A 26604-nucleotide genomic window follows, 5' to 3' on the forward strand; every position below is an offset into this window, starting at 1 on the left:
CCGGCGGCGCGGCCGCGTACGGGGCCGGTTCGTCCGGGTGTCCGCAGGATAGGGAGCATTGCGCCCGGCGGGAAGAGCCCTCATGCTTCTTCTGACGCGCTATCAGATGTGCAGGCGGCAGCCCGGAGAACCGGACGGGCGGGTACGGAGCGGCCCGGAGGGCGGACGGGATGACCGAGGAAGCAGCACCGCAGCGGCGGGGACGCCGGATCATGATGGACCCCGAGGAGCGGGACGCGTTTCTGCGTACGCAGCGCACCTGCCGGGTCGGCACGGTGGGCCGGCAGGGCGCGCCGCACGTGGGGGCGCTGTGGTTCTGCTGGGACGGCCGGGCGCTGTGGCTGTACTCGCTCACCCGCAGCCGGAGGTGGGCGCAGCTTCGGCAGGACCCCCGGATCGCGGTGCTGGTGGACGACGGCGAGGACTACGGAGAGCTGCGCGGCGTGGAGCTGTCCGGCCGTGCGGAGTCCGTCGGAGAGGCCCCCCGTACGGGAGCGGCCTGCCCGGAGCTGGCCGAGGCGGAACGGCTCTTCTGCGCCAAGTACTTCGGTCTGCCACAGATGCCGCACGACGGGCGGCACGCCTGGCTGAGGCTGGTGCCCGCGGCGGTGGTCTCCTGGGACTTCCGCAAGCTGTGATCCGGGCGACGCGGCGGGGCCGCCCCGAGGGGCGACGCCGCCGGGCGGGCGCGCCGCGTCAGTCGAAGCGCCCCCCACCGGTCGGGCGCAGCGCGGCGGCGACATCGGCGGCGGCGCGTTCGATGTCGGCCTCGGACAGCGGCGAGACGGTCAGCCGCAGCCCGGGCGGCGACGCGATCCGGAACCGGGCACCCGGGGCCGCCGCCCAGCCCGCCTGGAGCAGCCGGGCCACCGGGCCGGTCTCGTCCGGCACCGGCACCCACACGTTCATGCCGCTGCGCCCGTGCGCGGCGACACCCCGGGCGGCGAGCGCGCCGATGAGCGCGGAGCGCCGCGCACCGTAGGAGCCGGCCACCTGTTCCGGGCGGGTCGTCCCGGCCTCCCACAGGTGTGCGACGGCCTGCTGGAGCAGATGGCTGACCCAGCCGGGGCCCAGCCGCTGGCGGCCGCGGACCCGGTCGACGGTGAGCGGGTCGCCGGTGAGCACCGCGAGCCGCAGATCGGGGCCGTACGCCTTGGCGGTGGAGCGCACCAGGGCCCATCGGTGCGTGGCGCCCGCGAGGGGGTGCAGCGGAAGGTCGACGATGCCGTGGCCGTGGTCGTCCTCGATCAGCAGCGTTTCGGGGCGGGCCGCCAGTACGGCGCGCAGTTCGCCGGCGCGCCTGTCCGTCAGGGCGGCGCCTGTCGGATTCTGGGCGCGGTCGGTGACGAGTGCGGCCCGTGCCCCCTGTGCCAGGGCACGTTCCAGGTCCGCGGGGAGCGGCCCGGAGTCGTCGACGGGGACGGGTACCGGGCGCAGCCCCAGTGCGGGCACGAGGTCGAGCAGGCTGCCCCAGCCGGGGTCCTCGACGGCGACCGCGTCGCCGGGGCGCAGGTGTGCCGTCAGCACGCGTTCGATGGCGTCGAGGGAGCCGGAGGTGACGGCGAGCGGCCCCGCGGGGACGCCGTCGGCGTCCAGCGCCGCCCGGGCCAGGGAGGCGAAACCGGGGTCGGTGTCGGGAGCTCCGTAGAGCACCGGGGCACGTGCCGCGCGGTCGGCGGAGGCGGCGAAGGCGGCGGCGAGCGGGGGGAGCAGCGCGGGGTCGGGGTTGCCCGTCGAGAGGTCGACGCCGCCGGGGGGCGGCTCGACCCGTACGGACTCCCGGGGCGCGGTGGCCGGACGCTGCCGCACGCGGCTGCCGCGCCGCCCGGCGGTCTCGATGACGCCGCGCTCGCGCAGCGTGCGGTAGGCCGCGGCCACGGTGTTGGGGTTCACGCCCAGCGCGGTGGCCAGTTCACGCAGGGGCGGCAGCGGGTCGCCGGGCGCGAGCGCGCCGCGGCCGACGCCGCGCTCCACGCTGTCCGCGATCTCTGCTGCGCCCCGGCCGGTGATCCGGTAGTCTCCTAGCACAAACTCTATTATGCACTAGTGCAATGAAAAGAACGAGGAGCGTGCCGTGACCGGCTCACCACCCGACCCCACAACCGAACCCACAACCGACGCCACAACCGACCCCACAGCCGACCCGACAGCCGGCCCGACCGGCCCGAAGACGTATCCCCCGACCCCGCGCACCACCGGCACCCGGGCACGCGAGCGCATGGCCTACGACCGGGAGACGGTGCACGCCGTCCTCGACGCGGGCTACCTGTGCCACCTCGGATTCGTCCGCGACGGTGCGCCTGTCGTGCTGCCCACGCTGTACGCGCGCGTGGGGGAACGGCTGTACGTGCACGGCTCCACAGGGTCCCGCCCGCTGCGGGAGGCCGGACAGACGGACGAGGGAGTGCCGGTGTGCGTGACCGTCACGCACGTGGACGGACTGGTACTGGCCAAGGCGGCCTTCCACCACTCCGTCAACTACCGCTCCGTGGTGGCGCACGGGCTCGCCTACCCGGTGACCGATCACGAGGAGCGGCTGCTGGCCCTGGACGCGATCGTGGAGAATGCCGTCCCCGGCCGGGCGGCGGACTCGCGCCGGGCCGACCCCAAGGAACTCGCCGCGACCGCCGTCGTCCGCGTGGACCTGGACGAGGTGTCGGCCAAGTCCCGCAGCGGCGGCCCCGGCGACGAGCCCGAGGACCTCGATCTGCCGTACTGGAGCGGCGTCCTGCCCGTCTCCCCCGGCTACGGCGCTCCGATACCGGCCGACGACCTGGCGCCGGACATCCCCGTCCCCGGCTACCTCACCGCGCGCTGACGTCCAGCGCCGCGTCCGCGGTACCGCCGGACCCGGCGACCGGCGGTGCGGCGGCGGCCCGCGGCTTGGGGGTGGAGCGCTGCGCGACCAGGGCGCCCAGCAGTACGAGCGCGCCCCCGGCCAACTGCACGGCGCTCAGGTGCTCCCGGAGCAGCACCCAGGCGAGCACCGTCGCGACGACCGCCTCCAGGCAGGCGACCACGCCGGCCACCGGTGGCGAGAGCCGCCGCACCGAGACCACTCCGGTCAGATATGCGGTGGCGGTGGCCACCAGCACGATCCAGGCCAGCAGAGCGAGTCCGTGCACCGCGGTGCCGTGCAGCGGGGCACTGTCCGCGAGCACACTCCAGTCGGTGTGCCAAGGCCGGGCGACGACGGTCAGCGCCAGGGCGCCGATCAGCAGTCCGTAGGCGATGACACCCGCCGGGTCGGCGGGCGGCCGGGCCGCGTGGTCGCCCTCGGCCGTGCTGCCGTGGTCGGAGAGCACGAAGTAGCCCACCTGGCAGCAGGCGGCTCCCAGGGCCAGCAGCAGGCCGAGCCCGTCCAGCCGCAGCCCCGACCACACCTCGACGACGCAGCTCAGTCCGCCGACGGCCAGCACCATGCCGACCGCGGCGGCCCGGCTCACCGCACGGCGCTGCACGAACCGCACCCACAGCAGTACCAGGGCCGGGGCCAGGTACTCGATCAGCAGCGCGACACCGACCGGGATGCGGGAGAGCGCGGTGAAGTAGCACGCCTGCACGCCCGCGACCGCGAGCAGTCCGAACCCCAGCAGCAGCCAGGGCCGTTCGCGGACCAGTGCCCGGTGCCGCCAGGCCAGCGGCAGCAGCACGAGCGCGCCACCCGCCGCCCGCAGCCAGGTGACGTGGAGCGGTTCCATCCCGGCTTCGATGAGCGGTTTCGCCGCGACTCCCGAGCTGCCGAACGCGACGGCGGAGACCAGGGCGGGGGCGAGACCCGAGGCCGGGGCCCGGGAGGGGTCCATGGAGGTGTGGGTGCGCATCGGCGCATCATCTCAAGCACCGACAGGAGTGTCATCCCAGATGCCCCTGACAATGCCGGGCCGGGCAGGAGACCTCGCCGAGCGGCCCGGGTACCGGACAGGCGCGTACGGCAGGGCGGCCGCGGGCAGACGGACGGGCTCCCCCGGCAGGACGGACCGGCACCTCCCCGGCAGTGGACCGCAGCTCCGGCCGGGGGACCGACAGCCCGCGGACCAGCCGGCCGGACGGACCGGACCCGGCGTGCGGACCGACCCGCGGCGCGGACCGGACCGGCCGGGCGGCTCAGAGGCCGGCGGCGACGCCGGTCCGGTCGGCGAGCCGCACGACGTCGACTCCCGCGCGGCGCAGCACCTCCGCACCCCGGCACTCCGGATCGGCAACCACGCCCGCGAACAGGTCGACGGCCTCGGTCCGCGCGTTCCCCAGCCGCCGGGCCCGGCGGGCCGCGGCCTCGAGCGCCGCCTGGGCGCTGGGCGACCAGCCGGGCACCCCGCCGGGCTGCTCGGAGACGGCGGGTACGGCTCCGGAGTCCTCCACAGCGCTCTGCCAGCGCAGCCCGTAGCCGATACTGCGCTGGACGAGATAGCCGAGCAGCCGGCCGAGCTGCGCGCCCCCGCCGTCCAGCAGCTCCCAGGTGCCGCTGTCGGACTCCAGCAGACTGTGCAGCAGGTGTGCCGTGTCGATCTGCCGGTCCCCGTCGCGCGCCGCGCGCCGGCGGGCGGTGGCGATCACTTCAGCCAGCGCGTCGTCGACCGGCGGGTCGACCAGGGTGTCGATCCCCGCTTCGGCCGAGGCGCTGGGCGGTGTAGGACTGTGCACCGAACCACCACATCACACACGCCGGTGCAGATCGTCAGCGTGCCGTGGCATATGCCAGTCCGCCTACAGGTGTGCACGGGTGCCGCCGCCTCCTCCCTGGGAAGGAGGCGGCGCCCCCGGTCCCCCTCGGGGGTCCGCAGGCGCCGCGGGCCGTTCGCCCGGGGGTTCAGTCCTCCTCGGCGAGGATCAGATACAGGCTCTTCTTGGCGTCGTTGACCACGCGGAGCGCCTTCTGCTGCTGCTCCTCCGTTCCGGTCGCCCACACCTGCTGGAAGGCGGCCGCCAGCCCTCCGGCCGCGGTGCGCACCTCCTGCAGGGCCTCCCAGTCGGCGCCGCGCCCGGCCTCCTCCCAGGGAGCCTCGGCGCCGGCCTCCGCCTCGGCGGTGCCCGCCTCGGTGAGCGAGAAGAGCTTCTTGCCGCCCTCGCTCGCACTGGCGATCAACCCCTCGTCCTCCAGCAACTGCAGCGTCGGGTAGACGGAGCCGGGGCTGGGCTTCCAGGCGCCGCCACTGCGTTCGGCGATCTCCCGGATCATCTCGTAGCCGTGCATCGGGCGGTCCTTGAGCAGCGCCAGAATCGAGGCCCGCACATCACCGCGCCGCGCCCTGCCCCGGGGACCGCCACGACCGCGGCCGCCGAACGGCCCGCCGCCGAAGGGCGGCCCGAACGGACCGAAGGCGGCCCGGCCGTGCCCCGGCCCGCGGCCACGGCCCCGCCCGCGCCCGTGCGGACCGCACGGTCCGGCACCAGGCCCCTCGGCACCGCGGCCGGCCCCGTACCGACGGGGACTCTCGCCCTGCTGTGTTTCGTAGGGATACATCGCTCGCTCCTTTACGTCATATCCTCGATCCTTCGTGATACTTCGACGATATATCGGAACCGATCGCACGACAAGCCCTGTGGCGCAGCGGACGTCCACGCCGTGCGGGCGGACCGACGGCCCGGACGACACTCTCCGTAGGCTGGGCGCCGGGGGGCGGCAGGCGCTTCCCGCGTCCGTCAGGAGTCCCCCGCATGCAGACCACCGCCGCCCGGGCGAACCGGGGCCGGACCCGGGCACTCGTCACCGTCCTGCTGCTGGGGGCCGCCCTGAGCGGCTGCGGAGCAGGCCAGGGCGACGGCAGCCCCGCACCCGGCCGCAGCTCCAGCGCGGCACGCCCGGCGCTGCCGCCGGTGCACGCGGGCTTCGACTACCAGATCGGGGGCGCCTATCCGCCGCCCGACGGGGTGCGTGTGCTCTCCCGGGACCGCGCGCACGACCCCGCACCGGGGCACTACAACGTCTGCTACGTCAACGGCTTCCAGGCCCAGCCCGACGCGCTGGACTGGTGGCAGCGGCACCATCCCGGCCTGGTGCTGCGGACCGGGAGCGGGAAGCCGGTGATGGACACCGACTGGAACGAAGCGCTGCTGGACACCTCCACCGCCGCGCACCGCAAGGAGCTCGCGGGCATCGTCGGACGCTGGATCGACGGCTGCGCCGAGAAGGGGTTCCAGGCGGTCGAAGTGGACAACCTCGACTCCTACGAGCGCTCCGGCGACCGGCTCAGCCGGGCCGACAACGTCGCGTTCGCCGCCCTGCTGACCCGGCAGGCGCACCGGAGAGGGCTGGCGGCCGGGCAGAAGAACGCACAGGAACTGCTGCCGCGGCGCACCGCGATGGGCTTCGACTTCGCGGTGGCGGAGGAGTGCGGGCAGTACGACGAATGCGACCGCTACGCGGAGGCGTACGACGACCGGGTGCTGGACGTCGAGTACACCGCCGAGGGACTGGCCGCGGCCTGCCGCACATGGGGCGAGCGGCTGTCGGTCGTACGGCGGGACCTGGACGTGCGCCCCGCGGGCGAGGAAGGGCACCGCTACGAGCGGTGCTGATCCGCACCAGCCCCCGGCGCTCCCGTGCCGGTCCCGGCCCGGCGGTACCCGCCGCGCGACCCGCGAGGGCACCGCCGGGGGCCCTCACCCCGGGGACGGTCGGGTCCGTGCACGGCGAACAAGGCCCGTACGGCGGGAAGGACCTTCCCCGCCCCGCCCTGGTGCGGCGCGGAACCGCACCGCCCGGTCCCCCGCTCCGCCGGACCTCAGGTGCACCGGTCCTCCGCTCCGCCGGACCTCAGGTGCGCCCGGTCCACCCGCCGCGCATTGGCCCTGCACCCGGCACGTCCCCGCCCCGTACCGTCCCCGGGCATGAGACTGCGCACCGTCGACGCCTTCGCCGTCCGCCCCTTCACCGGGAATCCCGCCGCTGTCGTGCTCCTGGACGCGGCCGTGTTCCCGGACGACTCCCGCCTCCAGGCCCTCGCCGCCGAACTGAACCTGTCCGAGACCGCCTACCTGCACCCGCTGTCCGACAGCGCCGACGCCGACTGGGCGCTGCGCTGGTTCACGCCGACGACCGAGGTCGACATGTGCGGCCACGCCACGCTCGCCGCCGCCCATGTGCTGGGCGGCGACGGCCTGCTGGACGAGGACGGGCGGGTGCGCTTCCGGACCCGCAGCGGCGTCCTGGGCGCCTCCCGCGACGCGGACGGCAGCCTCACCCTGGACTTTCCGACCGCGACTCCGGTCCCCGTCCCGGTCCCGGAGAGCACCCGGGAGGTCTTCGGCGCCGACCCCCTGGCCGCCTGGGACACCGGTCCGCTGCAGAAGCTGGTCCTGGAGTTCGCCGACGAGCGCACGGTGCGCGACCTGGCACCCGACCCGGCAGCGGTCGCCGCGCTCCCCGCCCCGACCGTGGTGGTGACAGCAGCGGCGGCACCGAACGGCTCCGGGGCCGGGGAGCGGGAACACGACTTCGTCTCCCGGGTCTTCGCGCCCGCGCACGGCATCCCGGAGGACCCCGTCACCGGCAGCGCGCACACCGCGCTGGCCCCGCTGTGGTCGCAGCGGCTCGGACGCGCCGCCCTGACCGGCCTTCAGGTGTCGCGGCGCACCGGCGAGGTGCGCACCACGCTGCGTGGCGAGCGCACCCTGCTGACCGGGCGGGCGGTCACCGTGCTGGACGCGGAGCTGCTCACCGGACTGTAGTGGTGGCCGGGCGGCCGCGTCACCACGCCCGCTCGGCGCGGCTTCAGGGCGTGGGCAGCCAGTCCACCCGCCCGGCGAGCAGCGCGTAGCCGACGAAGGCCACGATGTCGATCAGCGCGTGGGCCGCCACCAGCGGCCCCACGCGGCCCCACCGCCGGTAGAGGAAGGCGAAGACGACACCCATCGCCAGATTGCCGAAGAATCCTCCGACGCCCTGGTAGAGGTGGTAGGAGCCGCGCAGCACCGCGCTCGCGCCGAGCGCGGCGAGCGGGGACCAGCCGAGCTGGTCGAGCCGGCGCAGCAGGTATCCGACGACGATGACCTCTTCCAGCACCGAGTTCTGCACCGCGGAGGCGACCAGCACCGGATACTTCCACCACACGTCCGGCAGCGACTCCGGCTCCACGGTGAGGTTGAACCCCCCGGCCCGGGCCAGCAGATAGAGCCCGATCCCGCAGCCGCCGATGCCCGCGGCCAGGGCAGCCCCCCGGCTCAGGTCGAAGAGGGGCCTGCGCCGGTCGAGGCCCAGCACCCGCAGCCCTCCCGCGCCCTCCCGCGTCAGGAGGTGGGCGACCAGGGCGACGGGCACCAGCGCGGTGGCGATCCCGAAGAGCTGCCAGGCCAGGTCGAGCCAGGGCCGTCCGGGCGCCTGCGAGGAGTTGAGCCGGGCGGCCTGGTCGGCCAGCCCGCCGGGCCGGGTCAGCGCGCCCACGAAACTGATCAGCGACGAGACGGCGCTGGCTCCCAGCGAGAGCGCGAGGACGAGCAGCAGTTCGGTGCCGAGCACCCGTCGCGGCAGCCCGCCCGCGGGGGCGGGCCGCGGTTCCTCAAGCCCCTGTGCGCGCACGCGAACCTCCCGTTGCCGACGCCGGATCCATCCTTGTCCCTTCTGTCGCACCACCGGCGGCTCCGCCACCGCCCCGGCGCGCCGCGACCGCGCCGATGGCGGTCCGGCCTCGTCGCCCCGCCGCGGACCGCGCCAGGGACGGCAGGGGCGAGGCGACACACGCAGCGGCCGGAGGGACGGGGCGCCCCCGGGAGGTGCCGCCCTCCGCCGTTGCCGCAGGGCACCTGCCGGGTGTACTCGGGTGCGCTGCCACGTCACAGCTTGCCCGACGGCCTGGGCGGGTCCGGCGTGCGGGGTCCGGCGCACCGGTGCGGACGACGCGGCCGGGCCCGGCGGGGGCAGGCCAGATGCAACAGGCCCGGCGGGGTGGTGCGCGTCGGGGCGGCGGGCCCGGCCGGGCGCGGAGCGCGCGCGGCGGTCCGCGGGATCGCCGCGGTGCGGGGCGGCCGGGCGCGGCACCCGCTCTACGGCCCGTCGTCCCAGGTGTGCACGGCCGCTCCGGAGGCGGCCCGGTCGCAGTAGCCGCGGGCCATCGCGGCCAGCGCCTTCTCCCGGTCCAGACCGGACTCCAGCGCGCGGTGGTACGCCGCCGCCTGCCAGGACGCCCCGTTGACGCGCAGGCGGCAGCGCTCCTCGATCACCGAGAGGTAGCGGTCGCGGTCGGCCGGCTCCACGCCCCATGCGTCGAGCCCCGTGGCGGCCAGGGGCAGCAACTCGTCGCGCACCAGCCGGACGGCGGGCTGCCGGAGCAGCCCGGTGCCGCGGCCCGAGCGCGGCCACCACAGCTCGGCCTCGATCCCGTACCGGCACGCCGCGTCGAAGTTCCGCTCGGCGTACTCGAACGGCAGCCGGTTCCAGACCGGTCGCGGCTCGTCGGCCAGTGCGCGCACCAGACCGTAGTAGAACGCCGTGTTGGCCAGCACGTCGGTCACCGTCGGTCCGGCGGGCAGCACCCGGTTCTCCACCCGCAGGTGCGGGGCACCGTCCACGACCCCGTAGACCGGCCGGTTCCAGCGGTAGATCGTGCCGTTGTGCAGCGTCAGCTCCGACAGGGCCGGCACTCCGCCGGAGGCGAGCACCCGCCCGGGGTCCTCCTCGTCGCAGAGGGGCAGCAGGGCGGGGAAGTAGCGCAGGTTCTCCTCGAACAGGTCGTACGCGGAGGAGATCCAGCGCTCCCCGAACCAGGTGCGCGGACGGACGCCCTGGGCGATCAGCTCGGGCGGGCGGGTGTCCGTCGCCTGGACGAAGAGCGGCACCCGGGACTCGCGCAGCAGTTCGTGCCCGAACAGGAAGGGCGAGTTCGCTCCCATGGCCACTTGCGCGGCGCTGACGGCCTGCGCCGCGTTCCACACGTCGGCGAACCGGCCGGGCGTCACCTGGAGGTGGAGCTGAACGGAGGTGCAGGCCGACTCCGGCGCTATCGATTCCGAGGTGCTCACCAGGTGCTCGACCCCCTCGATGTCGAGCGCCACCTCCTCGCCGCGCGCGGCCATGATCTGGTCGTTGAGCAGCCGATAGCGGTCGTCCTCGGTGAGGTTGGCCAGCGTCAGGTCGCGCGCCGTGAGGGTCGGCAGGGTGCCGATCATGACGATCCGCGCATCCACTTCCCGGGCCTGCCGGTCCGCGTACGCCAGCCCGGTGCGGAGTTCCTCGGCGAGCTGATCGAGAACTCTCCCGGAGAGCGCATGCGGCACGATGTTCACTTCGAGATTGAACTGCCCCAGCTCTGTCTGGAAATCCGAGCTCGCGATGCGCTGGAGTACCTCGGCATTCACCATGAGGGGCTGCCCCTGGACGTCCGCGAGATTCAGTTCGATCTCCAGCCCCATGAGATTCCTGGGGCGGTCGAACCGCTTCTCCTCCAGTAGCTGCCACAGTCCCCGGAGACATGTGTGCAGCTTCTCCCGGTACCGCCGTCGATCGGACAGGTCGAACCTGTCGGCGACGACCTTCTCTCCCATCGGAGACTTCCTCCCTGCTGGTGGACGCTGCCGGAGGTCCCGGCCGAGCGTGCACCGATGATGCCCTGCCGCGCCGCGGATAACGCCTGGCAGGGCTGACGCGGCGGGGAACTGCCGCTAGGCTGGCCGAGGCCGGGGCGGCACATTCCCTCGGCATACGGCGGTGTCCAGCTCCCGCGGCACAGCTCTCGTCATAAACACCGACGGCATCAGGCCGACCGCGTTCGACCCGGAATCCGAGGTCAGCCGCGCAGCTTCGGTGTCAGCACTGGTGAAAAGCCAGCCGATTCGTCCTGTTACAGCCTTACGGGAAACAGCGGGGCACGTTAGTGGAAACACCCCTCGAACACATCTCGTATAAACTGCGCGAACGAGGCAGAGACTTGGCGATCCCGGCCGCCCCGGTCGACCCCTCCCCCGCCGCACCTGCGGCCATCTCCGCGCCGACACCGCCGTCGCGCCCCTGCCAGCACCATGTGTCTCCCAAGAGAGGCGACCCGCCATGCCGCTGCACGTACCCTCGGCCCCGGCCCCCGCCCTGCGCAGTGTCCTGACCGCCCTCGGCTCCCCGAGCGCGGTACGGGGCTCCCGATCCCCGCTCGCCCTGCGCACGGCGCAGGGTCCGCTGCGCGCCGAACTCCCGCTCCCCGCCTATGAGATGGCGCGCGTGGCGCCGGACGGCGCCGGGCACGCCACCGCCCCGGCCGCGGTGGCCCCGCGCACCCGGCTGACCGGCTGGCGCTTCCTGCTGGCCGACGGGGACGCCGACGGCGAGGGCACCCACGGCTCCGTGTTCGTCGGCACCGCCGAGGCCGTGCCGACCGCGGACGGCTGGACCTTCGGCCAGTTCCGGCAGGGTCCCTACGTTCTCTCGACGGTCCGCGCGCTGCGCCAGGCCGAGGTACTGCCGACGCCCTACCAGCCGCGCCTGCTGTCGGTGCCGGAGCTCTACATGCTGACCCTGTGGCTGCACGCCGACGTCGGCGGCGACCCGCACGACAGCGTGCCGGACCCGGCCGATCTGCTGATCCCACTGGCTCCGGCGCCGCCCGGCATCGTCCCGCACACCGCGCACCGGGTGGACGCGCTGCTGCCCGTGCTGACCCGCAGACTCGGGTCGGCACCCCTCCCGGCTCCCGGGGCGGACTCCGCTGCGGCGCCGCTGCTGCGTACGCCCGCGTGAGACGGCGTCCGCCCGCGGAAACCGCCGACCCCGCTGCGCACCCCTCCGAATGGGCTAGTCTTCGCGGGAGCCCGAACCCCCCGAAATGACGGTGCAGTTGGGCGCAACCGCCTACCCGGGTGACGCGTCTGTGCGGTTGGGTACGAGCTGACGCGAAATCCCTGCGAATCCGCGTCAGCAGCGGAACACTGGGGGACGGACCGGAACGTACGCACGTACGGGGTGACGGGGGAACGGTCATGCACAACGGGAACCGCAGGACAGACGCCACAACACGACGGAAGACGACACCGACAATGTGCCAGCACCAGCCACCGTGCCCGACAGCGGACTCAGCCGACAGGGAGGCCGCGCAAGCCGTGGTCCACCACCCCGAGCAGGGCTGGAGCCTGCTCTGCAACGGAGTGCTCCTCTTCGAGGACACGGGAGAGCTGCTGCCGGACGGCCGGATCATCGCTCCGCACAAACCGCTGGGCACGCGCCACGTGATCACCGCCGCCTGACACACGGCACGTGCGTCCCGTGAGGCCGCACGGCGCACGGCACGGCGGACCGCAGGACCGCCGCGCGGGCGCGACACGCTCCGCACGACACACCGCGCACCGCACGGCACCGCACGACGCAGGGCCGGCACGGCATCCGCCGTACCGGCCCTGAATCCGTCGCCCGGAGAGCTGTCGGCCCCCGGAGGCCGCTCGGTCGGCCGAGCCGCCGCTACCCGGCGTCGTACTCCGCGACCGGCGGGCAGGAGCAGACCAGGTTGCGGTCCCCGTACGCACCGTCGATCCGGCGCACCGGCGGCCAGTACTTGTCACCCGCGCGCACACCGGCGGGGAAGACCGCCTCCTCGCGGCCGTAACCCTGCTGCCACTCGCGGCCCAGCATCGCGGCCGTGTGCGGGGCGTTGCGCAGCGGGTTGTCCTCCGCGTCCCACTCGCCCGTACCGACCTTCTCGATCTCCGCACGAATGGCGATCATCGCCTCGCAGAACCGGTCGACCTCGTTCAGGTCCTCGCTCTCCGTCGGCTCGATCATCAGCGTCCCGGCGACGGGGAAGGACATCGTCGGCGCGTGGAACCCGTAGTCGATCAGCCGCTTGGCGACGTCGTCGATGCTCACACCGGTCTGCTTGGTCAGCGGGCGCACGTCGATGATGCACTCGTGCGCCACCAGCCCGTGCGGTCCCGCGTAGAGCACCGGGTAGTGCGGCTCCAGCCGCTTGGCGATGTAGTTGGCGCTCAGCACCGCCACCTGGGTGGCCCTGCGCAGCCCCTCGGCCCCCATCAGCCGGACGTACGCCCAGGAGATGGGCAGGATGCCGGCCGACCCCCACGGCGCGCCGGAGACCGGGCCGATCCCCGTCTCGGGCCCGGCGGCCGGCTGCAGCGGGTGGTTGGGCAGATACGGGGCCAGATGCGCGCGCACCCCGATCGGGCCGACGCCGGGACCGCCCCCGCCGTGCGGGATGCAGAACGTCTTGTGCAGGTTCAGGTGCGAGACGTCGGCGCCGAAGCGTCCTGGCTTCGCCAGCCCCAGCAGCGCGTTCAGGTTGGCGCCGTCCACGTACACCTGGCCGCCCGCGTCGTGCACGGCTGCGCAGACCTCGGTGATGTGCTCCTCGAACACACCGTGCGTGGACGGGTAGGTGACCATCAGAACGGCCAGCTCGTCGCCGTGCCGCTCGATCTTGGCGTGCAGGTCGGCCACGTCCACGTCACCGTTGTCGCTGGTCTTGACGACCACGACCGTCATCCCCGCCATCACCGCGCTGGCCGCGTTGGTGCCGTGCGCCGAGGACGGGATGAGGCAGACGGTGCGCCCGGGCTCGCCGTTGGCGCGGTGGTAGGCGCGTACCGCCAGCAGTCCGGCCAGTTCGCCCTGCGAGCCGGCGTTGGGCTGGAGGGAGACCTTGTCGTAGCCGGTGACCTCGGCCAGCCGCTCCTCCAGCTCGCGGATCAGCGTCAGATACCCCTCGGCCTGCTCGGCGGGCGCGAAGGGGTGCAGCGCGCCGAACTCCGGCCAGGTGACCGGCTCCATCTCCGTGGTGGCGTTGAGCTTCATCGTGCAGGAGCCCAGCGGGATCATGCCGCGGTCCAGCGCGTAGTCCCGGTCCGCCAGCCGGCGCAGGTAGCGCAGCATGGCGGTCTCGGAGCGGTGCTCGTGGAAGGCCGGGTGGGTGAGGTACTCGTCGGTGCGCAGCAGGTCGGCCGGGAGCGCGTCGTCGGTGGCCGCGTCCAACTCGTCGAGGTCGGCCTGTGCCGCCGCGACACCGAACGCCTGCCACACGGCGGTGAGCTGGTCCCGGCCCGTGGTCTCGTCGCAGGCGACGCCGACGTGGTCGGCGTCCACCAGCCGCAGGTTGACCCCCGCCTCGCGGGCCCGCTCGGTGACCCGGGCCGCCTCGCCCGGGACGCGCGCGGTGACGGTGTCGAAGAAGCTGTCGTGGACGATCTCGATCCCGCCGTCCCGCAGCCCGGCCGCCAGCAGCGCCGCGTACCGGTGGGTGCGGCGGGCGATCGCCGCCAGCCCGTCCGGACCGTGGTAAGCGGCGTACATTCCGGCCATCACCGCGAGCAGCACCTGCGCGGTGCAGATGTTGCTGGTGGCCTTCTCCCGCCGGATGTGCTGTTCACGGGTCTGCAGGGCGAGGCGGTAGCCCTGCTCCCCGTCCACGTCCTTGGAGACCCCGACGAGCCGCCCGGGCAGGCTGCGGGCGAACTGCTCGCGGACGGACATGTAGCCCGCGTGCGGCCCGCCGAAGCCCATCGGCACCCCGAACCGCTGGCTGGAGCCGACCGCGATGTCCGCGCCCAGCTCGCCGGGGGAGGTCAGCAGCGTCAGCGCCAGCAGGTCGGCCGCGACGGTGACGACCGCGCCGAGCTCGTGCGCCTGCTCGACGGTCCGGCGCTGGTCGCGTATCGCTCCGGAGGCGCCCGGGTACTGGAGCAGCACCCCGAAGATCCCTCGCTCGGCCAGTTCCGCGGGGATGCCCTCGTCCAGGTCGGCGACGACGACCTCCACGCCGGTCGGCTCGGCGCGGGTACGCAGCACCGCCACCGTCTGCGGCAGACAGTCGGCGTCGACCAGGAACACGCCGCCGCCTCGCCTGCCGGCCTTGCCGACCCGGCGCGAGAGGGCCATCGCCTCGGCGGCGGCCGTGGGCTCGTCCAGCAGCGAGGCACCGGCGGTGGGCAGCCCGGTCAGGTCGGAGACGACGGTCTGGAAGTTGAGCAGCGCCTCCAGCCGGCCCTGCGAGATCTCCGGCTGGTAGGGGGTGTAGGCCGTGTACCAGGCGGGGTTCTCCATGACGTTGCGCAGGATCACCGGCGGCGTGAAAGTGCCGTAGTAGCCCAGGCCGATCATGGAGTGCAGGACCTGGTTGCGGCGCGCGAGGGAGTGCAGCTCGGCCAGCACGTCGGCCTCGCTCCGTGCCTCGGGGAGCTGCAGCCGCTCGGTGCTCCGGATCACCTCGGGCACGGCCGCGCCGGTCAGCTCGTCGAGCGACCCGTAGCCGACCTGGGCGAGCATCTTGGCCTGGGCACCGGCGTCGGGTCCGATGTGGCGACTCTCGAAGGGGATGCCGCTCTCCAGCGCCGAGAGCGGGGTGCGGTGGGAAGTCATCTGCGGGGGCCTCCTGGTCTGTGCGACCTGCGAGGGGCACCTTTCACGGGTGCCCGGACGGCCTCCCCCTCTGTCATCTGACCTGAGAGTTTCACCGAGCCACGTGCCGGACGCTCGGCTTACACCGTCGGTGAGGGAGGGCTTCGGTGTGCTGGTCCGGGCCCGCCCTGCTTTCCAGAGTGACCTCGTCCGCACGGTACGTGAGCCTGAGAGATTCCGGGGAGGAGTTGCTCCTTCGGCGCCTCCGGCAACTGCACCGGAGGACTCTCCCGCACGGGGTCGACAGCCACCTCGAGAGTATCAGCGCCCTCTTGCGTGGTAACCCGGCGTGCGCCCGAGTGGCCAAGAGTCGAAAAGTACCGTTTCGTGGTGAGTACGCGCAGAAACAGCGCGTCGCGACCCTGGTGGAGGAGCCCCGTGCAGACCGGAACAGATCCGCGAAGCCTGATCGGCCGCAAGGCGTTCGACCGTGCAGGAGCCAAGATCGGCACCGTGGACGAGGTGTACCTCGACGACGCCACAGGCGACCCGGAGTGGGCCGCGCTGCGCACGGGCCTCTTCAGCCGTGACGCCTTCGTCCCACTGGGGCCCTCCGACCTGGACGAGAGGGGGCTGCGGGTCCCGTTCGAGCGGAGTCTGATCAAGAACGCCCCCGACTTCGGCGTCGGCCGCCATCTCTCCCCGCAGCAGGAGCTGGAGCTCTACCGTCACTACGGGCTCGACGTGCCCGTCGGCGGGGAGGCGTCCACGCCTCCGGACCGGGACTTCGGGCGGATAGCCGGCGCCGGGGACTGATCCGCCGGGCCCCCGGCGGCAGCCGCACCCAGCATGACCGGTTCGGCGGTCTCCAACTGCGGGTCGTCGACGGAGAAGGTGCGCACCCGGCCGGGTGCCGAGCCCGGCTCCTCGAACCGGACGGTGACCTTCCCGACGCCGCTGCCCTGCACCCAGCCCCGGCCGTGGAGCGCGTGGCACACATCCCGGCCGGGGATCCAGCGCCGGTCGGCGGGCACCGCCGCGCCCGACTCCTCGACGGCGGGCGCCGCCGCACCCGGCTCCCCGACGGCGGGCGCCGCCTCCCCGGCCGCCGGGACCGCCCCCGACAGCGCCTCGGCGTCCCGCCCCGACTCCGCCGGGTCGCCTGCCCCGGTCTGCGCACGGGTCTGATGGGCCTGATGGGTCTGATGGGCCTGATGACGGGCGGCCGCCGGCCCCTGGGCGGCCTGGGCCTGCGCGAACAGATCCTCCTGGGTGAAGTCGGCGAGCCCGCTGACTCCCACGCCCAGCAGCCGCACACCCGCCGTGGTGTCCACCCCGTCCAGCAGCCGCAGCGCCGCCTCCCGCACGACACCGACGTCGTCGGTGGGACCCCGGAGCGTCTCGGACCGGGTGAGGGTGGAGAAGTCGTAGCTGCGCACCTTGATGACGACGGTGCGGCCCGACCGCCCGGCCGCGCGCAGGCGCGTCACACAGCGCCCGGCCAGCCGCTCCACCTCCAGCCGGACCCGGGTGCGGTCGGTGAGGTCGACGTCGTAGGTGTCCTCCACGGAGACCGACTTGGCGTCCCGCTCGGCCACCACAGGGCGGTCGTCGACCCCGTGCGCCATCGCGTGGACCGAGGTGCCGTGCGCCTTTCCCAGCAGCCGCAGCAGTTCGTCCTCGCCGGCGTCCACGATTTCGCCCACAGTGCTGATCCCCGCCCTGCGCAGGACCTCCGCGGTGGCCGGCCCGACCCCGGGCAGGGTCCGCACGGACAGCGGAGCCAGCATCCCGCGCTCGGTGCCCACCGGGATGAGCACCAGGCCGTCCGGTTTCGCCTGCTCCGAGGCGATCTTCGCCAGCATCTTGGACCCCGCGAGCCCCACCGAGCCGGTCAGCCCCGTCGCCGTCCTGATGTCCCGCCGCAGTCGTTCACCGACCTCCTGTGCCCCTTCAGCGCCGCCCTGCGTCCCTTCCAGGGCCTCCCCGGCCTCCAGGTCCACGAACGCCTCGTCGAGGCTCAGCGGCTCCACCAGAGGCGAGAGCGCGTGCAGCAGTTCCATCACCACGTCGCTGACCGCGCGGTAGAGCCCGAACCGGGCACCCAGATACGCCGCGTTCGGCGCCAGCCGCCGCGCCTGCGCCGTCGGCATCGCGGAGTGCACCCCGAAGCGCCGGGCCTCGTAGGACGCGGTGGAGACCACCCCGCGGGGCCCGAGACCGCCGACCACCACCGGCTTCCCGCGCAGGCTGGGCTTGGATGCCTGCTCCACCGCGGCGAAGAAGGCGTCCATGTCCAGATGCAGGATGGTCGGCTGGGTCCTCACACCACCCGATGCTGCCGTACGCCACTGACACTCCCCCGCCGCGGCGTGCCCGGAGGCTGCGCCGACCGGGCCCGGGAGGGCGCGGGAGGGCTAACCGGCGCGGTTGCGGCGGCGGGCGAGCTCGTCCTCCGGGTGGTCCCGCACGAGCGTCTCACCGGTGTCGACACGCTCCCCGTGCAGGCGGGAGAGCGCGCCCTCGACGTCCTTCCAGACCACCCCGACAGCGATCCCGAAGACGCCCTGGCCGCCCTGCAGAAGATCGACGACCTCGTCGGGCGAGGAGCACTCGTAGACCGTGGCCCCGTCGCTCATCAGCGTCATCCGCGCCAGGTCGGTGCGGCCCCCGGAACGCAGGTGCCGGACGGCCGCGCGGATGTTCTGCAGCGAGACACCGGTGTCCAGCAGCCGTTTGACGATCTTGAGGACGACGATGTCCCGGAAACTGTAGAGCCGCTGGCTCCCCGAGCCGTAGGCGGGGCGGATGCTGGGCTCGACCAGTCCGGTCCGGGCCCAGTAGTCGAGTTGCCGGTAGGTGATCCCGGCCGCCGAGCAGGCGGTGGGACCGCGGTAGCCGACCTGCTCCGAGGGAGCGTCGCCGACCGCTCCGACGGCGCCTGCCGAAGACGGTGCGGGGCAGGGCCGCCCCGGGGGCGCCTCCCGGCCGGAGGCCGGAACCGGGCCGCCGAGTAGGGACGAGTCGCCAGCCGCCGTACCTTCGCCGCCGGTGCTTGTCACGCCGACCTCCGTCCTTCACATCCCGGGTCACCCCCGGAACCTGCCCACATGAAGGTAGGCAGTCACTCCGAGTGCGTCAATGATCGCCACACTCGGCACGGCGAGTGATAGTGCCCGGGAGAGTGGTTTCGCGTGCCCGGAGGCGGGGAATGACTGGTCGGATGCCCGGTGAGCACACGCCCGGCGCACACCCCTCCCCGCCACCGGCCGGAACGCCGACCGCGGCTCCTCGTCGGCGGAGCGTCACTGGCTGCTGGTGCCGAAGTCCTCCGGGGAGATCTGGTCGAGGAACTCGCGGAACTTCTCCACCTCGTCCTCCTGCTCGTCCGGGATCGCGATTCCCGCGTCGTCCAGCACACCGTCGCTGCCGTAGATCGGCGTTCCGGTGCGCAGGGCGAGCGCTATGGCGTCGGACGGACGGGCACTGACTTCCACTCCGCTGGCGAAGACCAGCTCCGCGTAGAACACGCCTTCCCGCAGATCCACGATGCGGACCGCGGTCAGCTCCTGACCCACTGCTTCCAGGACGTCCTTGAACAGGTCATGGGTGAGTGGGCGTGCGGGGGTCATGCCCTGCTGCGCGAAGGCGATCGCGGTCGCCTCCCCAGGGCCGATCCAAATGGGGAGGTAGCGGTCGCCTCCCACTTCTCGCAGGAGCACGATCGGTTGGTTGGTGGGCATTTCCACCCGGACACCCACGACGTCGAGCTCATTCACACAGCAACCCTAGGCCGTGCCGCGCCTGTTTGGGTAGTCGGGCAGCCGTCCGTCACCGGCATCCGTGTGCTGATTCAGTCACACCGCGTGCGGTCCGGGTGTGCACCGGAGGCCATGAAGGCCCCGTAGAGCCGTACCGAGAGATCGGCCAGCTCGTCGGCCGTGCTCTGGGCACCCGACCTGGTCCGCTGGTCCGGATGGCGCCGCAGCGGCGCGACGCGCTGCTCGGCCAGGGCGAGCTGCCGGTCGGCTGCGGCCTTGACGGGCCGCAGGTGCCGCGCCTCCACCCCGTGCCGTCCGAGCCGGGCCACCAGCCGGGCCACGGCCACGTCGACCAGCCGGTAGGTACCGTCCCCGGCCGGTCCGAGCAGCCCGTACTCCTCCCACTCGGCCAGTTCCTCCTCCCGCACGCCGGCGGAGCCGAGCAGCTCCCGGCGGCCGGTGCGGACAGCGGAAGCCGCGGGTGCCTCCCCGGACCCGGGCACGGGTGCCTCGGACTCGGCACGGCGCGGCGCGGCCACCGGCACCACCGGAGGCGGAGCAGCCTCGCCGGGCGCTCCCAGCCGCTCCTTGATGGCACGGAGCGACAGGCAGTGGTCACGCTGCAGCCGCAGCACCCGGCCCAGCCGCTCCACGTCCGCCTCCCGGAACCGGCGGCCCCCGGACGGCGAGCGGGCCGGCTCCACCAGCCCCTCCGCCTCCAGAAACCGGATCCCGGCCACGGTGAGCTCGGGAAACTCCGCACGGAGCGCACGCAGCACGGCACCGATGCTCATCGGACCGCTCTGCGGACCGGTGGCGGTGCCCGCACGGGCACCGCCGGACGGTTCGGGCTGCATGAGCCTCCCTGCCGGGGTTCAGACGGTGTGCTGGCTCGCGTAGAAGACCAGCCGGTACTTTCCGATCTGCACCTCGTCGCCGTTCCCGAGCGGCACGGCCGTCTCGATCCGTTCCCGGTTGACGTAGGTGCCGTTCAGGCTGCCGACGTCGGCGACGGTGAAGACGCCGTCGGAGCCGCGCCGGAACTCCACGTGACGGCGCGAGACGGTCACGTCGTCCAGGAAGATGTCGCTCTCCGGATGCCGCCCGGCGGTGGTCAGCTCCCCGTCGAGCAGGAACCTGCTGCCCGAGTTCGGCCCCCGCCGCACGATCAGCAGCGCCGAGCCCATGGGCAGGGCGTCCACGGCGGACTGCGCCTCGGGCGGCAGCACCGGGGAGGCGTGCTGGCCGGTGGATTCCGAGTCGTATGCCTCCAGCCCGGAGATGGAGATCGTCGACGTCGTCTCGGAGGCACCCTCCGCAGGCGCTCCGCCGCGCAGCGGGGCACCGCAGTTGGAGCAGAACCGGCTCGCTTCGGCGACGCGGGCACCACACCTGTTACAGACCGGCAAGGCAGAACCTCCACCCGATTCCGAGGTAGGCGGTGCCTGGGAACCTATGCGGCCCTGAGTACCGGGGTCAACAGAAACCGGGCCGTGACCACCCGAATTACCTCCACCGGACCCGGCCACCTCGTCCCGGAACAGCGGGCGCTCGGTGCCGTCCTCCGGCACCCCCGTGTCCGGCCCCTGGGAGGCACGGTGCCGTGCGGTACCCGAGTCACCGCCCCGGCGACCCTTGCCGAACAACTTCGCAAAAAAACTCACGGGCGATTCCCCTCGCACGAAACAGACCCGCCCGTGGGGCAGGACAGACCCTCGATGCTCTCATTGGTCACACTCGACGCCCGAACAACGTCCGTGACCCGCAGACAGTTTCCACCACGCGGTGCTCAACTTGCCCGCCGACCCCCCGAAACTCCTATCACCATCTCACTGCGATGACGACCGAGCGTAGTCAGGCCGCTTCACCTGCCGCAAGGCGTCCACGGTGATCTTCCCCGAGCGGGACACCTCCACGGTGGCCTGCTTGTTCTTCAGTGTCTGCACGACCCCGCCGGGGATGTTCAACGCCGGTTCCAGGTCGGCGGGCTTGCCGATGACCTCGAAGCGGTAAGGCTGCTCGATCCTATGCCCGTCCACACTGACTTTGCCGCTGCTGTCGGTGAAGTGGGTGCTGGCCACCACGCGCACCCCGTTGATCTCCATGGCCTCGGCACCGGCGGCCCTCAGCTCCTGGACCGCGTCCAGCAGCGTGTCCGCGTCCGCGGCACCCGTGCGGTCGCTGATCTTCATATGGATACCGGGCCCCTGGGCCGCCACGGTACCCGCCAGCACTCCCAGTTGGGCTTCCTTCTCCCTGGTCTGCTTGCGCGCCTCCTCCGCCTGGTCCGAGGAGGTCTCCAGCTCCGTACGCTGCCCGTCCAGCTTCCGCTTCTCCTCCTCCAGCCGCTTGGTGCGGTTGTCGAGCTCGTCGAGGATGCGGACGAGGTCCTCGCGGCGCGCACCGCGCAGTGCGCTGTTCTCGCTGGTCGAGCGGACCTGGATGGCCAGGCCGAGGCCGAGGACGAACAGCAGCAACGCGACGATCAGTTGGGCGCGCGTCACCCGCGGGGGCCACACGGCCTGGGCGAGGCGTTGCCGTCCCGTCAGCTTCGCGCCGCCGCCGTCACCCTTTCCGCCCGCCGCCGGCGCCTCCGCGGCGGGTGGCTCCTGGCCGGTTGACTCCTGGCCGGGGGGCTCCTGTCCGCGGGGCACGGCGCGCTCGGGTGGGAGCTCGCGCTTCGGGGGGATGCCGCTCTCGTGGCGGTTCTCGTCGCTCATCGGCCTCACGCCCGGAACACGTGCCGACGGATGGCGGCCGCGTTGGAGAAGATCCGGATACCCAGGACGACAACCACACCGGTGGAGAGCTGCGCGCCGACCCCGAGCTTGTCCCCGAGGAAGACGATCAGTGCGGCCACCACCACGTTCGAGAGGAACGAGACCACGAAGACCTTGTCGTCGAAGATGCCGTCCAGCATGGCCCGCAGGCCGCCGAAGACGGCGTCCAGCGCGGCGACGACGGCGATGGGCAGATACGGTTCGACCGCCAGCGGCACCACGGGCCGGACGACGAGTCCGGCCACGACTCCCACGACGAGGCCCAGTACGGCGATCACGATGTGCTGCCCTTCCCTGTCCGCACAGGTTTCGCGGTTCTCAGAATCAGACTCGGCGCGGCCGGCAGCCGCACCTCGTCCTGGACGGAAATGCTGGTCCTGGCACCGTAGTCCTTGTGCAGGACGTAGAGGTACTGGCCGTCGACGCTGTCCTGGAAGGTCCGGGACAGCTGCTTCCCCGGACCGATCGCCAGCAGCGTGTAGGGCGGGACGAGCGGCTTGTTGTCCACCAGGATCGCGTCGCCCGCCGCACGGATGGCGGAGCGCGACGTGAGCCGCTGGTCGTTGATGGAGATCGCTTCGGCACCCGCCGCCCACAGTCCGTTGACGACCCGCTGCAGATCACGGTCGCGGATACGGCCCGTGTCGGAGAACCCGTCGGTCTTCCGGGGCCCGTCGCCGCCCTGGGACTCGGTGTCCGCGGCATCGTCCACCACGAGCTTGAGGCCCGGACCCTCGACCGGGGTCGCGCCGGACAGCAGCACCGTGGTCTTCCCCCGCCGGCCGCCGTGCTTCTCCAGCGCCTGCCGCTGCTTCCGCTCCACCGAGGAGCGCAGCTTGTCGACGTCCTGCTGGAGCTCGTCGGCCCGGTGGCCGCCCGCCTCGATCCGCTCGATGAGCTCCTGCTTCTCCTTGGCGATGCTCGGCGCCGAGATCTGCGCCTGGGCGGCCCCCACGGTCACCACCAGGGCCGCGAGCACCAGCCCGACCGCCAGGCCCAGCTTGGCCCGGAGCGTGCGGGGCATGTGCGAACGGCCCACTTCGCCCCGCCGGGCCACCGCCTCCGCGTAGCCGTCGTCGAGGCTGTGCTCCATCACGTTGGTCAGCAGCGACATGGAGGCATCGGGCCGCGAGGTACGCGGTGCGGTGCTCCGAGGGGGCTGCTGGTGCGACATGCCGCACATCGTCGCACGTGGAGGCTCGTGCCGCCGAATGCACCCACGTCCACGCAGTGCGGCGGGACTTGCCCCGGCAGAGGCGAGTCCCGCCGCTCGCTCAGTGGCCCGCGCTGTCGACCACCGCGGCCCACTCGTCCAGCAGCGCCTGCGCCGAGGCTTCGTCCGGACCTTCCGCCCACAGATGGGTGACGGCCTCCGCCGGGTCGGGCAGCACCATCACCCACCGGCCGTCGGACTCCACGACCCGCACCCCGTCGGTGGTGTCCACGGAGCGGTCTCCCGCCGCCTCCACCACGGTGCGCATCACAAGGCCCTTCACCGCCCATGGAGTTGCCAGGTCCCGGCGGCTGACATGCGCCCGCGGGATCCGTGCGTCGATCTGGCTCAGGGTGAGCTGCGTGCGCGCGACCAGACCGATCAGCCGCACGAACGCCGCGGCGCCGTCGAAGACCGAGCTGAACTCCGGTACGACGAACCCGCCCCTGCCGTCGCCGCCGAACACGGTGCCGTCGTCCCGGCTGACCCTGGTGAGGTCGTCGGGAGAGGTGGTCGTCCACTCGACCTGCGTGCCGTGGTACGCGGCGACCTGCTCCGCGATCCGGGTCGTGGTCACCGGCAGCGCCACCCGGCCGCTGCGCCGCTCGGCGGCGACCAGGTCGAGCAGCACCAGCAACGCCCGGTCGTCCTCCACGATCCTGCCGTGCTCGTCCACCAGCGAGATTCGCTCCCCCACCGGGTCGAAGCGCACGCCGAAGGCCGCACGGGCCGAGGCCACGATCTCGCCCAGCCGCACCAGTCCGGCCCGGCGGCTCTCCGCCGTCTCGGTCGGGCGCGACTCGTCCAGCCCGGGGTTGATGGTCAGCGAGTCGACCCCCAGCCGCCCCAGCAGGCTCGGCAGGACCAGCCCCGAGCTGCCGTTCGAGGCGTCGACGACGACCTTCAGCCCGGCCTCCGTGACCCCGGTCGTGTCCACGGCGCGCAGCAGCGAGCCCGTGTACGAGTCGTAGACGCTGGAGGGGAAGCTGAGGTCACCGATCTCGCCCGGGAAGGCCCTGCGGTACTCCTGACGCGCGTAGACGCGGTCGAGCTTGCGCTGTCCGGCCTGGGAGAGCTCCGCACCCCGCTCGTCGATGAACATGATGTCCACCGAGTCCGGGACACCGGGTGTCGTACGGATCATGATGCCGCCGGCGCTGCCCCGGGCCGTCTGCTGCCGGGCCACCGGAAGCGGCACGTTCTCCAGGTCGCGCACATCGATGGCGCTGGCCTGGAGTGCGGAGATGATGGCCCGCTTGAGGGCACGGGCCCCGCGGGAGTGGTCCCGGGCCGTGCAGACGGTGGAGCCCTTCTTGAGCGTTGTCGCGTAGGCACCGGCCAGCCGCACGGCCAGCTCCGGGGTGATCTCGACGTTGAGGATCCCGGAGACACCGCGGGCGCCGAACAGATGGGCCTGGCTGCGCGACTCCCAGATGACGGAGGTGTTGACGAACGCACCGGCCTCGATCGTCTTGAACGGATAGACCCGGACGTTCCCCTGCACGATCGACTCCTCGCCGATCAGGCACTCGTCCCCGACGACGGCGCCGTCCTCGATCCGGGAGGCGCGCATGATGTCGGTGTTCTTCCCGATGACACAGCCGCGGAGATTGCTCTGCGGGCCGATGTAGACGTTGTTGTGCACGACGGCCCGGTGCAGGAAGGCCCCGCTCTTGACGACGACGTTCGAGCCGACCACGGAGTGCTCCCGGACCTCCGCGCCCGCCTCGACCTTCGCGTAGTCGCCGATGTACAGCGGCCCGCGCAGCACCGCGTCCGGATGGACCTCGGCACCCTCGTCCACCCAGACCCCGGGCGAGATCTCGAAGCCGTCCCGCTCCGCGTCGACCTTGCCCTCCAGCACGTCGGCCTGGGCCTTCACGTAGCTCTCGTGGGTGCCGACGTCCTCCCAGTAGCCCTCCGCGACATAGCCGTAGATCGGCTTGCCTTCCTTCATCAGCTGCGGGAAGACATCGCCGGACCAGTCGACGGGCACATCGGGCTCGACGTAGTCGAACACCTCGGGCTCCATCACATAGATCCCGGTGTTCACCGTGTCCGAGAAGACCTGCCCCCAGGTCGGCTTCTCCAGGAACCTCTCGACCTTGCCGTCCTCGTCCACGATGGTGATACCGAATTCCAGCGGATTCGGCACCCGCGTCAGGCAGACCGTGACCATCGCACCGCGTTCCTTGTGGAACCGGATGAGATCGGTGAGGTCGAAGTCGGTGAGCGCATCGCCGGAGATGACGAGGAACGAATCGTCCCGCAGCGCTTCCTCGGCGTTCTTGACGCTGCCGGCCGTCCCCAGCGGCTTCTCCTCGTTGGCGTAGGTGAGCTCCATTCCGAGCTCTTCGCCGTCACCGAAGTAATTCTTGACCAGGGAGGCCAGGAATTGCACGGTCACGACGGTCTCGGTGAGCCCGTGACGCTTGAGCAGCTTCAGCACGTGCTCCATGATCGGCTTGTTCACCACCGGCAGGAGCGGCTTGGGCATGCTCGCGGTCATCGGGCGAAGGCGCGTGCCCTCGCCGCCAGCCATCACGACGGCCTTCATATCGGAAGCGTCCTCCTCGCACAGACGACGGTCACCCCGACCATGACCCCTCCAGGATGACCTACAAAGGCGTAATCAGGGCAACCGGCCTCCGAAGCGAGAAAGGCGGGAATCACCCGGTCGTCGCGGCGTCCACCCTGATCAGACGGCGGACCTGGACCACGTAGAGGATCCCTGCCCACCAGTACAGAGCAGTACCCCATCCGGCGAAGGCCCATCCGAAAATCGCCGCGAGTGACGAAACCCAGCCACTTCCGTCACTGAGCAGCAGCAGGGGGAAGGCGTACATCAGATTGAAGGTCGCGGCCTTGCCCAGGAAGTTGACCTGCGGCGGGGCGTAACCGTGCCGGTCCAGCACCCAGACCATGACCAGCAGCAGCAGCTCGCGGGCCAGCAGCGTGGCGGTGAGCCACAACGGCAGAATCTCCCGCCAGGTCAGGCCCACGAGAGTGGAGAGGATGTAGAGTCGGTCGGCGGCCGGGTCGAGAATACGGCCGAGGCTGCTGATCTGATTCCACCTGCGGGCCAGTTTGCCGTCCAGGTAGTCGCTGATACCGCTCGCGGCGAGCACGAGCAGTGCCCACAGATCGCAGTTCGGACCACCGAACTCGGGCCAGAGAATCAGCCACAGGAACACGGGCACGCCGACCAGGCGAGCCATGCTGAGGATGTTCGGGATGGTGAGGACCCGATCCGTCTGGACCCGCGTCTCCTGGACCTCCACCCGTGGGCCTCCTGAACAAGACGTGCCGACGCTACCCCCTGACCCTACCCGGCGCCGCTCACGGAGCGTGCAGGGGGGCGCCGCGGGGCGGAGGAATGCCGGCGGCATCCCGATACCGGCGGCCGGCGATCGGTGGCCGGTGGCCGGAATACGAGGCGGCCGGATACACATATGGGCCCTGCCGACCATGTCGGCAGGGCCCATATCAAGAATTGTTCGGCGGCGTCCTACTCTCCCACACGCTCCCGCATGCAGTACCATCGGCGCTGAAAGGCTTAGCTTCCGGGTTCGGAATGTGACCGGGCGT

24 protein-coding genes, 1 rRNA gene and 1 riboswitch are annotated in these 26604 nt (G+C 72.5%); of the genes, 7 read left to right on the forward strand and 18 right to left on the reverse strand.

The annotated features are described in order from the left end of the window. Positions 1–170: 170 nt before the first annotated feature. Positions 171–638: a pyridoxamine 5'-phosphate oxidase family protein gene (locus BMX65_RS09735; RefSeq protein WP_074999755.1), complete on the forward strand. Its 468-nt coding sequence runs from the start codon at positions 171–173 to the stop codon at positions 636–638. 58 nt (positions 639–696) lie between these two features. On the opposite strand, the gene BMX65_RS09740 is transcribed toward BMX65_RS09735, so the two are convergent. After that, positions 697–2028: an aminotransferase class I/II-fold pyridoxal phosphate-dependent enzyme gene (locus BMX65_RS09740; protein ID WP_074999756.1), complete on the reverse strand. Its 1332-nt coding sequence runs from the start codon at positions 2026–2028 to the stop codon at positions 697–699. Positions 2029–2074: 46 nt separating this feature from the next. On the opposite strand from BMX65_RS09740, the gene BMX65_RS09745 reads away from it, so the two are divergent. Continuing rightward, positions 2075–2818, forward strand: a complete 744-nt coding sequence (locus tag BMX65_RS09745) for a pyridoxamine 5'-phosphate oxidase family protein (protein ID WP_074999757.1) — start codon at positions 2075–2077, stop codon at positions 2816–2818. Here BMX65_RS09745 and BMX65_RS09750 read toward each other — a convergent pair. The 3 genes from BMX65_RS09750 to BMX65_RS09760 form a co-directional block, all read right to left on the reverse strand. Next, positions 2805–3824 carry an EamA family transporter gene (locus tag BMX65_RS09750; protein WP_074999758.1) on the reverse strand — a complete coding sequence of 340 codons (1020 nt, stop codon included), beginning with the start codon at positions 3822–3824 and terminating at the stop codon, positions 2805–2807. The genes BMX65_RS09745 and BMX65_RS09750 overlap by 14 nt on opposite strands. A 283-nt stretch (positions 3825–4107) precedes the next feature. Then, positions 4108–4644 (reverse strand): Clp protease N-terminal domain-containing protein, encoded by a 537-nt coding sequence (locus BMX65_RS09755; RefSeq protein WP_398759179.1) that lies wholly within the window; start codon positions 4642–4644, stop codon positions 4108–4110. A 166-nt stretch (positions 4645–4810) separates the two neighbouring features. After that, the gene (locus tag BMX65_RS09760; RefSeq protein WP_074999759.1) at positions 4811–5464 is read right to left on the reverse strand and encodes a PadR family transcriptional regulator; all 654 of its coding nucleotides are present in this window, start codon (positions 5462–5464) and stop codon (positions 4811–4813) included. A 194-nt stretch (positions 5465–5658) separates the two neighbouring features. On the opposite strand from BMX65_RS09760, the gene BMX65_RS09765 reads away from it, so the two are divergent. After that, a complete protein-coding gene (locus tag BMX65_RS09765; RefSeq protein WP_074999760.1) occupies positions 5659–6519 on the forward strand; it encodes an endo alpha-1,4 polygalactosaminidase in 861 nt (286 codons plus the stop codon). A gap of 312 nt (positions 6520–6831) precedes the next feature. Then, positions 6832–7671: a PhzF family phenazine biosynthesis protein gene (locus BMX65_RS09770; protein ID WP_074999761.1), complete on the forward strand. Its 840-nt coding sequence runs from the start codon at positions 6832–6834 to the stop codon at positions 7669–7671. 43 nt (positions 7672–7714) lie between these two features. Here the strand turns inward: BMX65_RS09770 and BMX65_RS09775 are convergent, their stop codons facing one another. Both BMX65_RS09775 and BMX65_RS09780 read right to left on the reverse strand, forming a co-directional pair. Beyond that, on the reverse strand, positions 7715–8518 hold the full coding sequence (locus tag BMX65_RS09775; protein WP_177214224.1) for a CPBP family intramembrane glutamic endopeptidase: 804 nt from the start codon (positions 8516–8518) through the stop codon (positions 7715–7717). A 464-nt stretch (positions 8519–8982) separates the two neighbouring features. Next, positions 8983–10479 (reverse strand): glutamate-cysteine ligase family protein, encoded by a 1497-nt coding sequence (locus BMX65_RS09780; RefSeq protein ID WP_074999762.1) that lies wholly within the window; start codon positions 10477–10479, stop codon positions 8983–8985. Positions 10480–10981: 502 nt separating this feature from the next. Between BMX65_RS09780 and BMX65_RS09785 the strand changes: the two genes are divergently transcribed. Both BMX65_RS09785 and BMX65_RS09790 read left to right on the forward strand, forming a co-directional pair. Continuing rightward, positions 10982–11662, forward strand: a complete 681-nt coding sequence (locus BMX65_RS09785) for a hypothetical protein (protein WP_074999763.1) — start codon at positions 10982–10984, stop codon at positions 11660–11662. 296 nt (positions 11663–11958) lie between these two features. After that, positions 11959–12165: a DUF5999 family protein gene (locus BMX65_RS09790; protein ID WP_074999764.1), complete on the forward strand. Its 207-nt coding sequence runs from the start codon at positions 11959–11961 to the stop codon at positions 12163–12165. A gap of 211 nt (positions 12166–12376) precedes the next feature. Here BMX65_RS09790 and gcvP read toward each other — a convergent pair whose 3' ends face one another. Then, complete coding sequence (gene gcvP / locus BMX65_RS09795) at positions 12377–15283, reverse strand: aminomethyl-transferring glycine dehydrogenase (RefSeq protein WP_074999765.1); 2907 nt, start codon at positions 15281–15283, stop codon at positions 12377–12379. A gap of 184 nt (positions 15284–15467) precedes the next feature. Next, positions 15468–15565, reverse strand: a riboswitch (glycine riboswitch). A gap of 135 nt (positions 15566–15700) precedes the next feature. On the opposite strand from gcvP, the gene BMX65_RS09800 reads away from it, so the two are divergent. Further along, the gene (locus BMX65_RS09800) at positions 15701–16078 is read left to right on the forward strand and encodes a PRC-barrel domain-containing protein (protein ID WP_074999766.1); all 378 of its coding nucleotides are present in this window, start codon (positions 15701–15703) and stop codon (positions 16076–16078) included. Here BMX65_RS09800 and BMX65_RS09805 read toward each other — a convergent pair. The 11 genes from BMX65_RS09805 to rrf form a co-directional block, all read right to left on the reverse strand. Beyond that, positions 15994–17589, reverse strand: a complete 1596-nt coding sequence (locus BMX65_RS09805; RefSeq protein WP_074999767.1) for a DNA polymerase IV — start codon at positions 17587–17589, stop codon at positions 15994–15996. The genes BMX65_RS09800 and BMX65_RS09805 overlap by 85 nt on opposite strands. Positions 17590–17679: 90 nt before the next feature. Beyond that, entirely contained in the window at positions 17680–18324 is a 645-nt protein-coding gene (locus BMX65_RS09810) for a MerR family transcriptional regulator (protein WP_074999768.1), read from the reverse strand. Positions 18325–18567: 243 nt separating this feature from the next. Continuing rightward, a complete protein-coding gene (locus tag BMX65_RS09815) occupies positions 18568–19041 on the reverse strand; it encodes a bifunctional nuclease family protein (RefSeq protein ID WP_026004895.1) in 474 nt (157 codons plus the stop codon). Positions 19042–19115: 74 nt separating this feature from the next. Next, positions 19116–19880, reverse strand: coding sequence for a transcriptional regulator FtsR (ftsR, locus tag BMX65_RS09820; RefSeq protein ID WP_074999769.1), 765 nt, complete (start codon positions 19878–19880; stop codon positions 19116–19118). Between the two features lie 18 nt (positions 19881–19898). Beyond that, positions 19899–20432 (reverse strand): FHA domain-containing protein, encoded by a 534-nt coding sequence (locus BMX65_RS34125; protein ID WP_338068918.1) that lies wholly within the window; start codon positions 20430–20432, stop codon positions 19899–19901. 420 nt (positions 20433–20852) lie between these two features. Further along, positions 20853–21743, reverse strand: a complete 891-nt coding sequence (locus tag BMX65_RS09830) for a DUF881 domain-containing protein (protein WP_074999771.1) — start codon at positions 21741–21743, stop codon at positions 20853–20855. Positions 21744–21748: 5 nt separating this feature from the next. Then, the gene (locus tag BMX65_RS09835) at positions 21749–22081 is read right to left on the reverse strand and encodes a small basic family protein (protein WP_019358093.1); all 333 of its coding nucleotides are present in this window, start codon (positions 22079–22081) and stop codon (positions 21749–21751) included. Beyond that, entirely contained in the window at positions 22078–22977 is a 900-nt protein-coding gene (locus tag BMX65_RS09840) for a DUF881 domain-containing protein (RefSeq protein ID WP_074999842.1), read from the reverse strand. Before BMX65_RS09840 ends, BMX65_RS09835 begins: the two co-directional genes overlap by 4 nt. Before the next feature lie 100 nt (positions 22978–23077). Then, a complete protein-coding gene (locus BMX65_RS09845; protein WP_074999772.1) occupies positions 23078–25573 on the reverse strand; it encodes a mannose-1-phosphate guanyltransferase in 2496 nt (831 codons plus the stop codon). 112 nt (positions 25574–25685) lie between these two features. Next, positions 25686–26297, reverse strand: coding sequence for a cardiolipin synthase ClsA (clsA, locus tag BMX65_RS09850; RefSeq protein ID WP_074999773.1), 612 nt, complete (start codon positions 26295–26297; stop codon positions 25686–25688). Between the two features lie 214 nt (positions 26298–26511). Then, positions 26512–26604 (reverse strand): 5S ribosomal RNA (gene rrf, locus BMX65_RS09855); the annotation flags it as partial.

The organism is Streptomyces qinglanensis, from assembly GCF_900111245.1.
Taxonomy (GTDB): domain Bacteria; phylum Actinomycetota; class Actinomycetes; order Streptomycetales; family Streptomycetaceae; genus Streptomyces; species Streptomyces qinglanensis.

Coding starts and splice junctions, on each gene's coding strand:
- BMX65_RS09760 (WP_074999759.1), bottom strand. CDS start 5,464: ATGTATCCCTACGAAACACAGCAGGGCGAGAGTCCCCGTCGGTACGGG.
- BMX65_RS09765 (WP_074999760.1), top strand. CDS start 5,659: ATGCAGACCACCGCCGCCCGGGCGAACCGGGGCCGGACCCGGGCACTC.
- BMX65_RS09830 (WP_074999771.1), bottom strand. CDS start 21,743: ATGAGCGACGAGAACCGCCACGAGAGCGGCATCCCCCCGAAGCGCGAG.
- ftsR (WP_074999769.1), bottom strand. CDS start 19,880: ATGCAGCCCGAACCGTCCGGCGGTGCCCGTGCGGGCACCGCCACCGGT.
- BMX65_RS09785 (WP_074999763.1), top strand. CDS start 10,982: ATGCCGCTGCACGTACCCTCGGCCCCGGCCCCCGCCCTGCGCAGTGTC.
- BMX65_RS09735 (WP_074999755.1), top strand. CDS start 171: ATGACCGAGGAAGCAGCACCGCAGCGGCGGGGACGCCGGATCATGATG.
- BMX65_RS09750 (WP_074999758.1), bottom strand. CDS start 3,824: ATGCGCACCCACACCTCCATGGACCCCTCCCGGGCCCCGGCCTCGGGT.
- BMX65_RS09840 (WP_074999842.1), bottom strand. CDS start 22,977: ATGTCGCACCAGCAGCCCCCTCGGAGCACCGCACCGCGTACCTCGCGG.
- BMX65_RS09790 (WP_074999764.1), top strand. CDS start 11,959: ATGTGCCAGCACCAGCCACCGTGCCCGACAGCGGACTCAGCCGACAGG.
- gcvP (WP_074999765.1), bottom strand. CDS start 15,283: ATGACTTCCCACCGCACCCCGCTCTCGGCGCTGGAGAGCGGCATCCCC.
- BMX65_RS09845 (WP_074999772.1), bottom strand. CDS start 25,573: ATGAAGGCCGTCGTGATGGCTGGCGGCGAGGGCACGCGCCTTCGCCCG.
- BMX65_RS09770 (WP_074999761.1), top strand. CDS start 6,832: ATGAGACTGCGCACCGTCGACGCCTTCGCCGTCCGCCCCTTCACCGGG.
- BMX65_RS09780 (WP_074999762.1), bottom strand. CDS start 10,479: ATGGGAGAGAAGGTCGTCGCCGACAGGTTCGACCTGTCCGATCGACGG.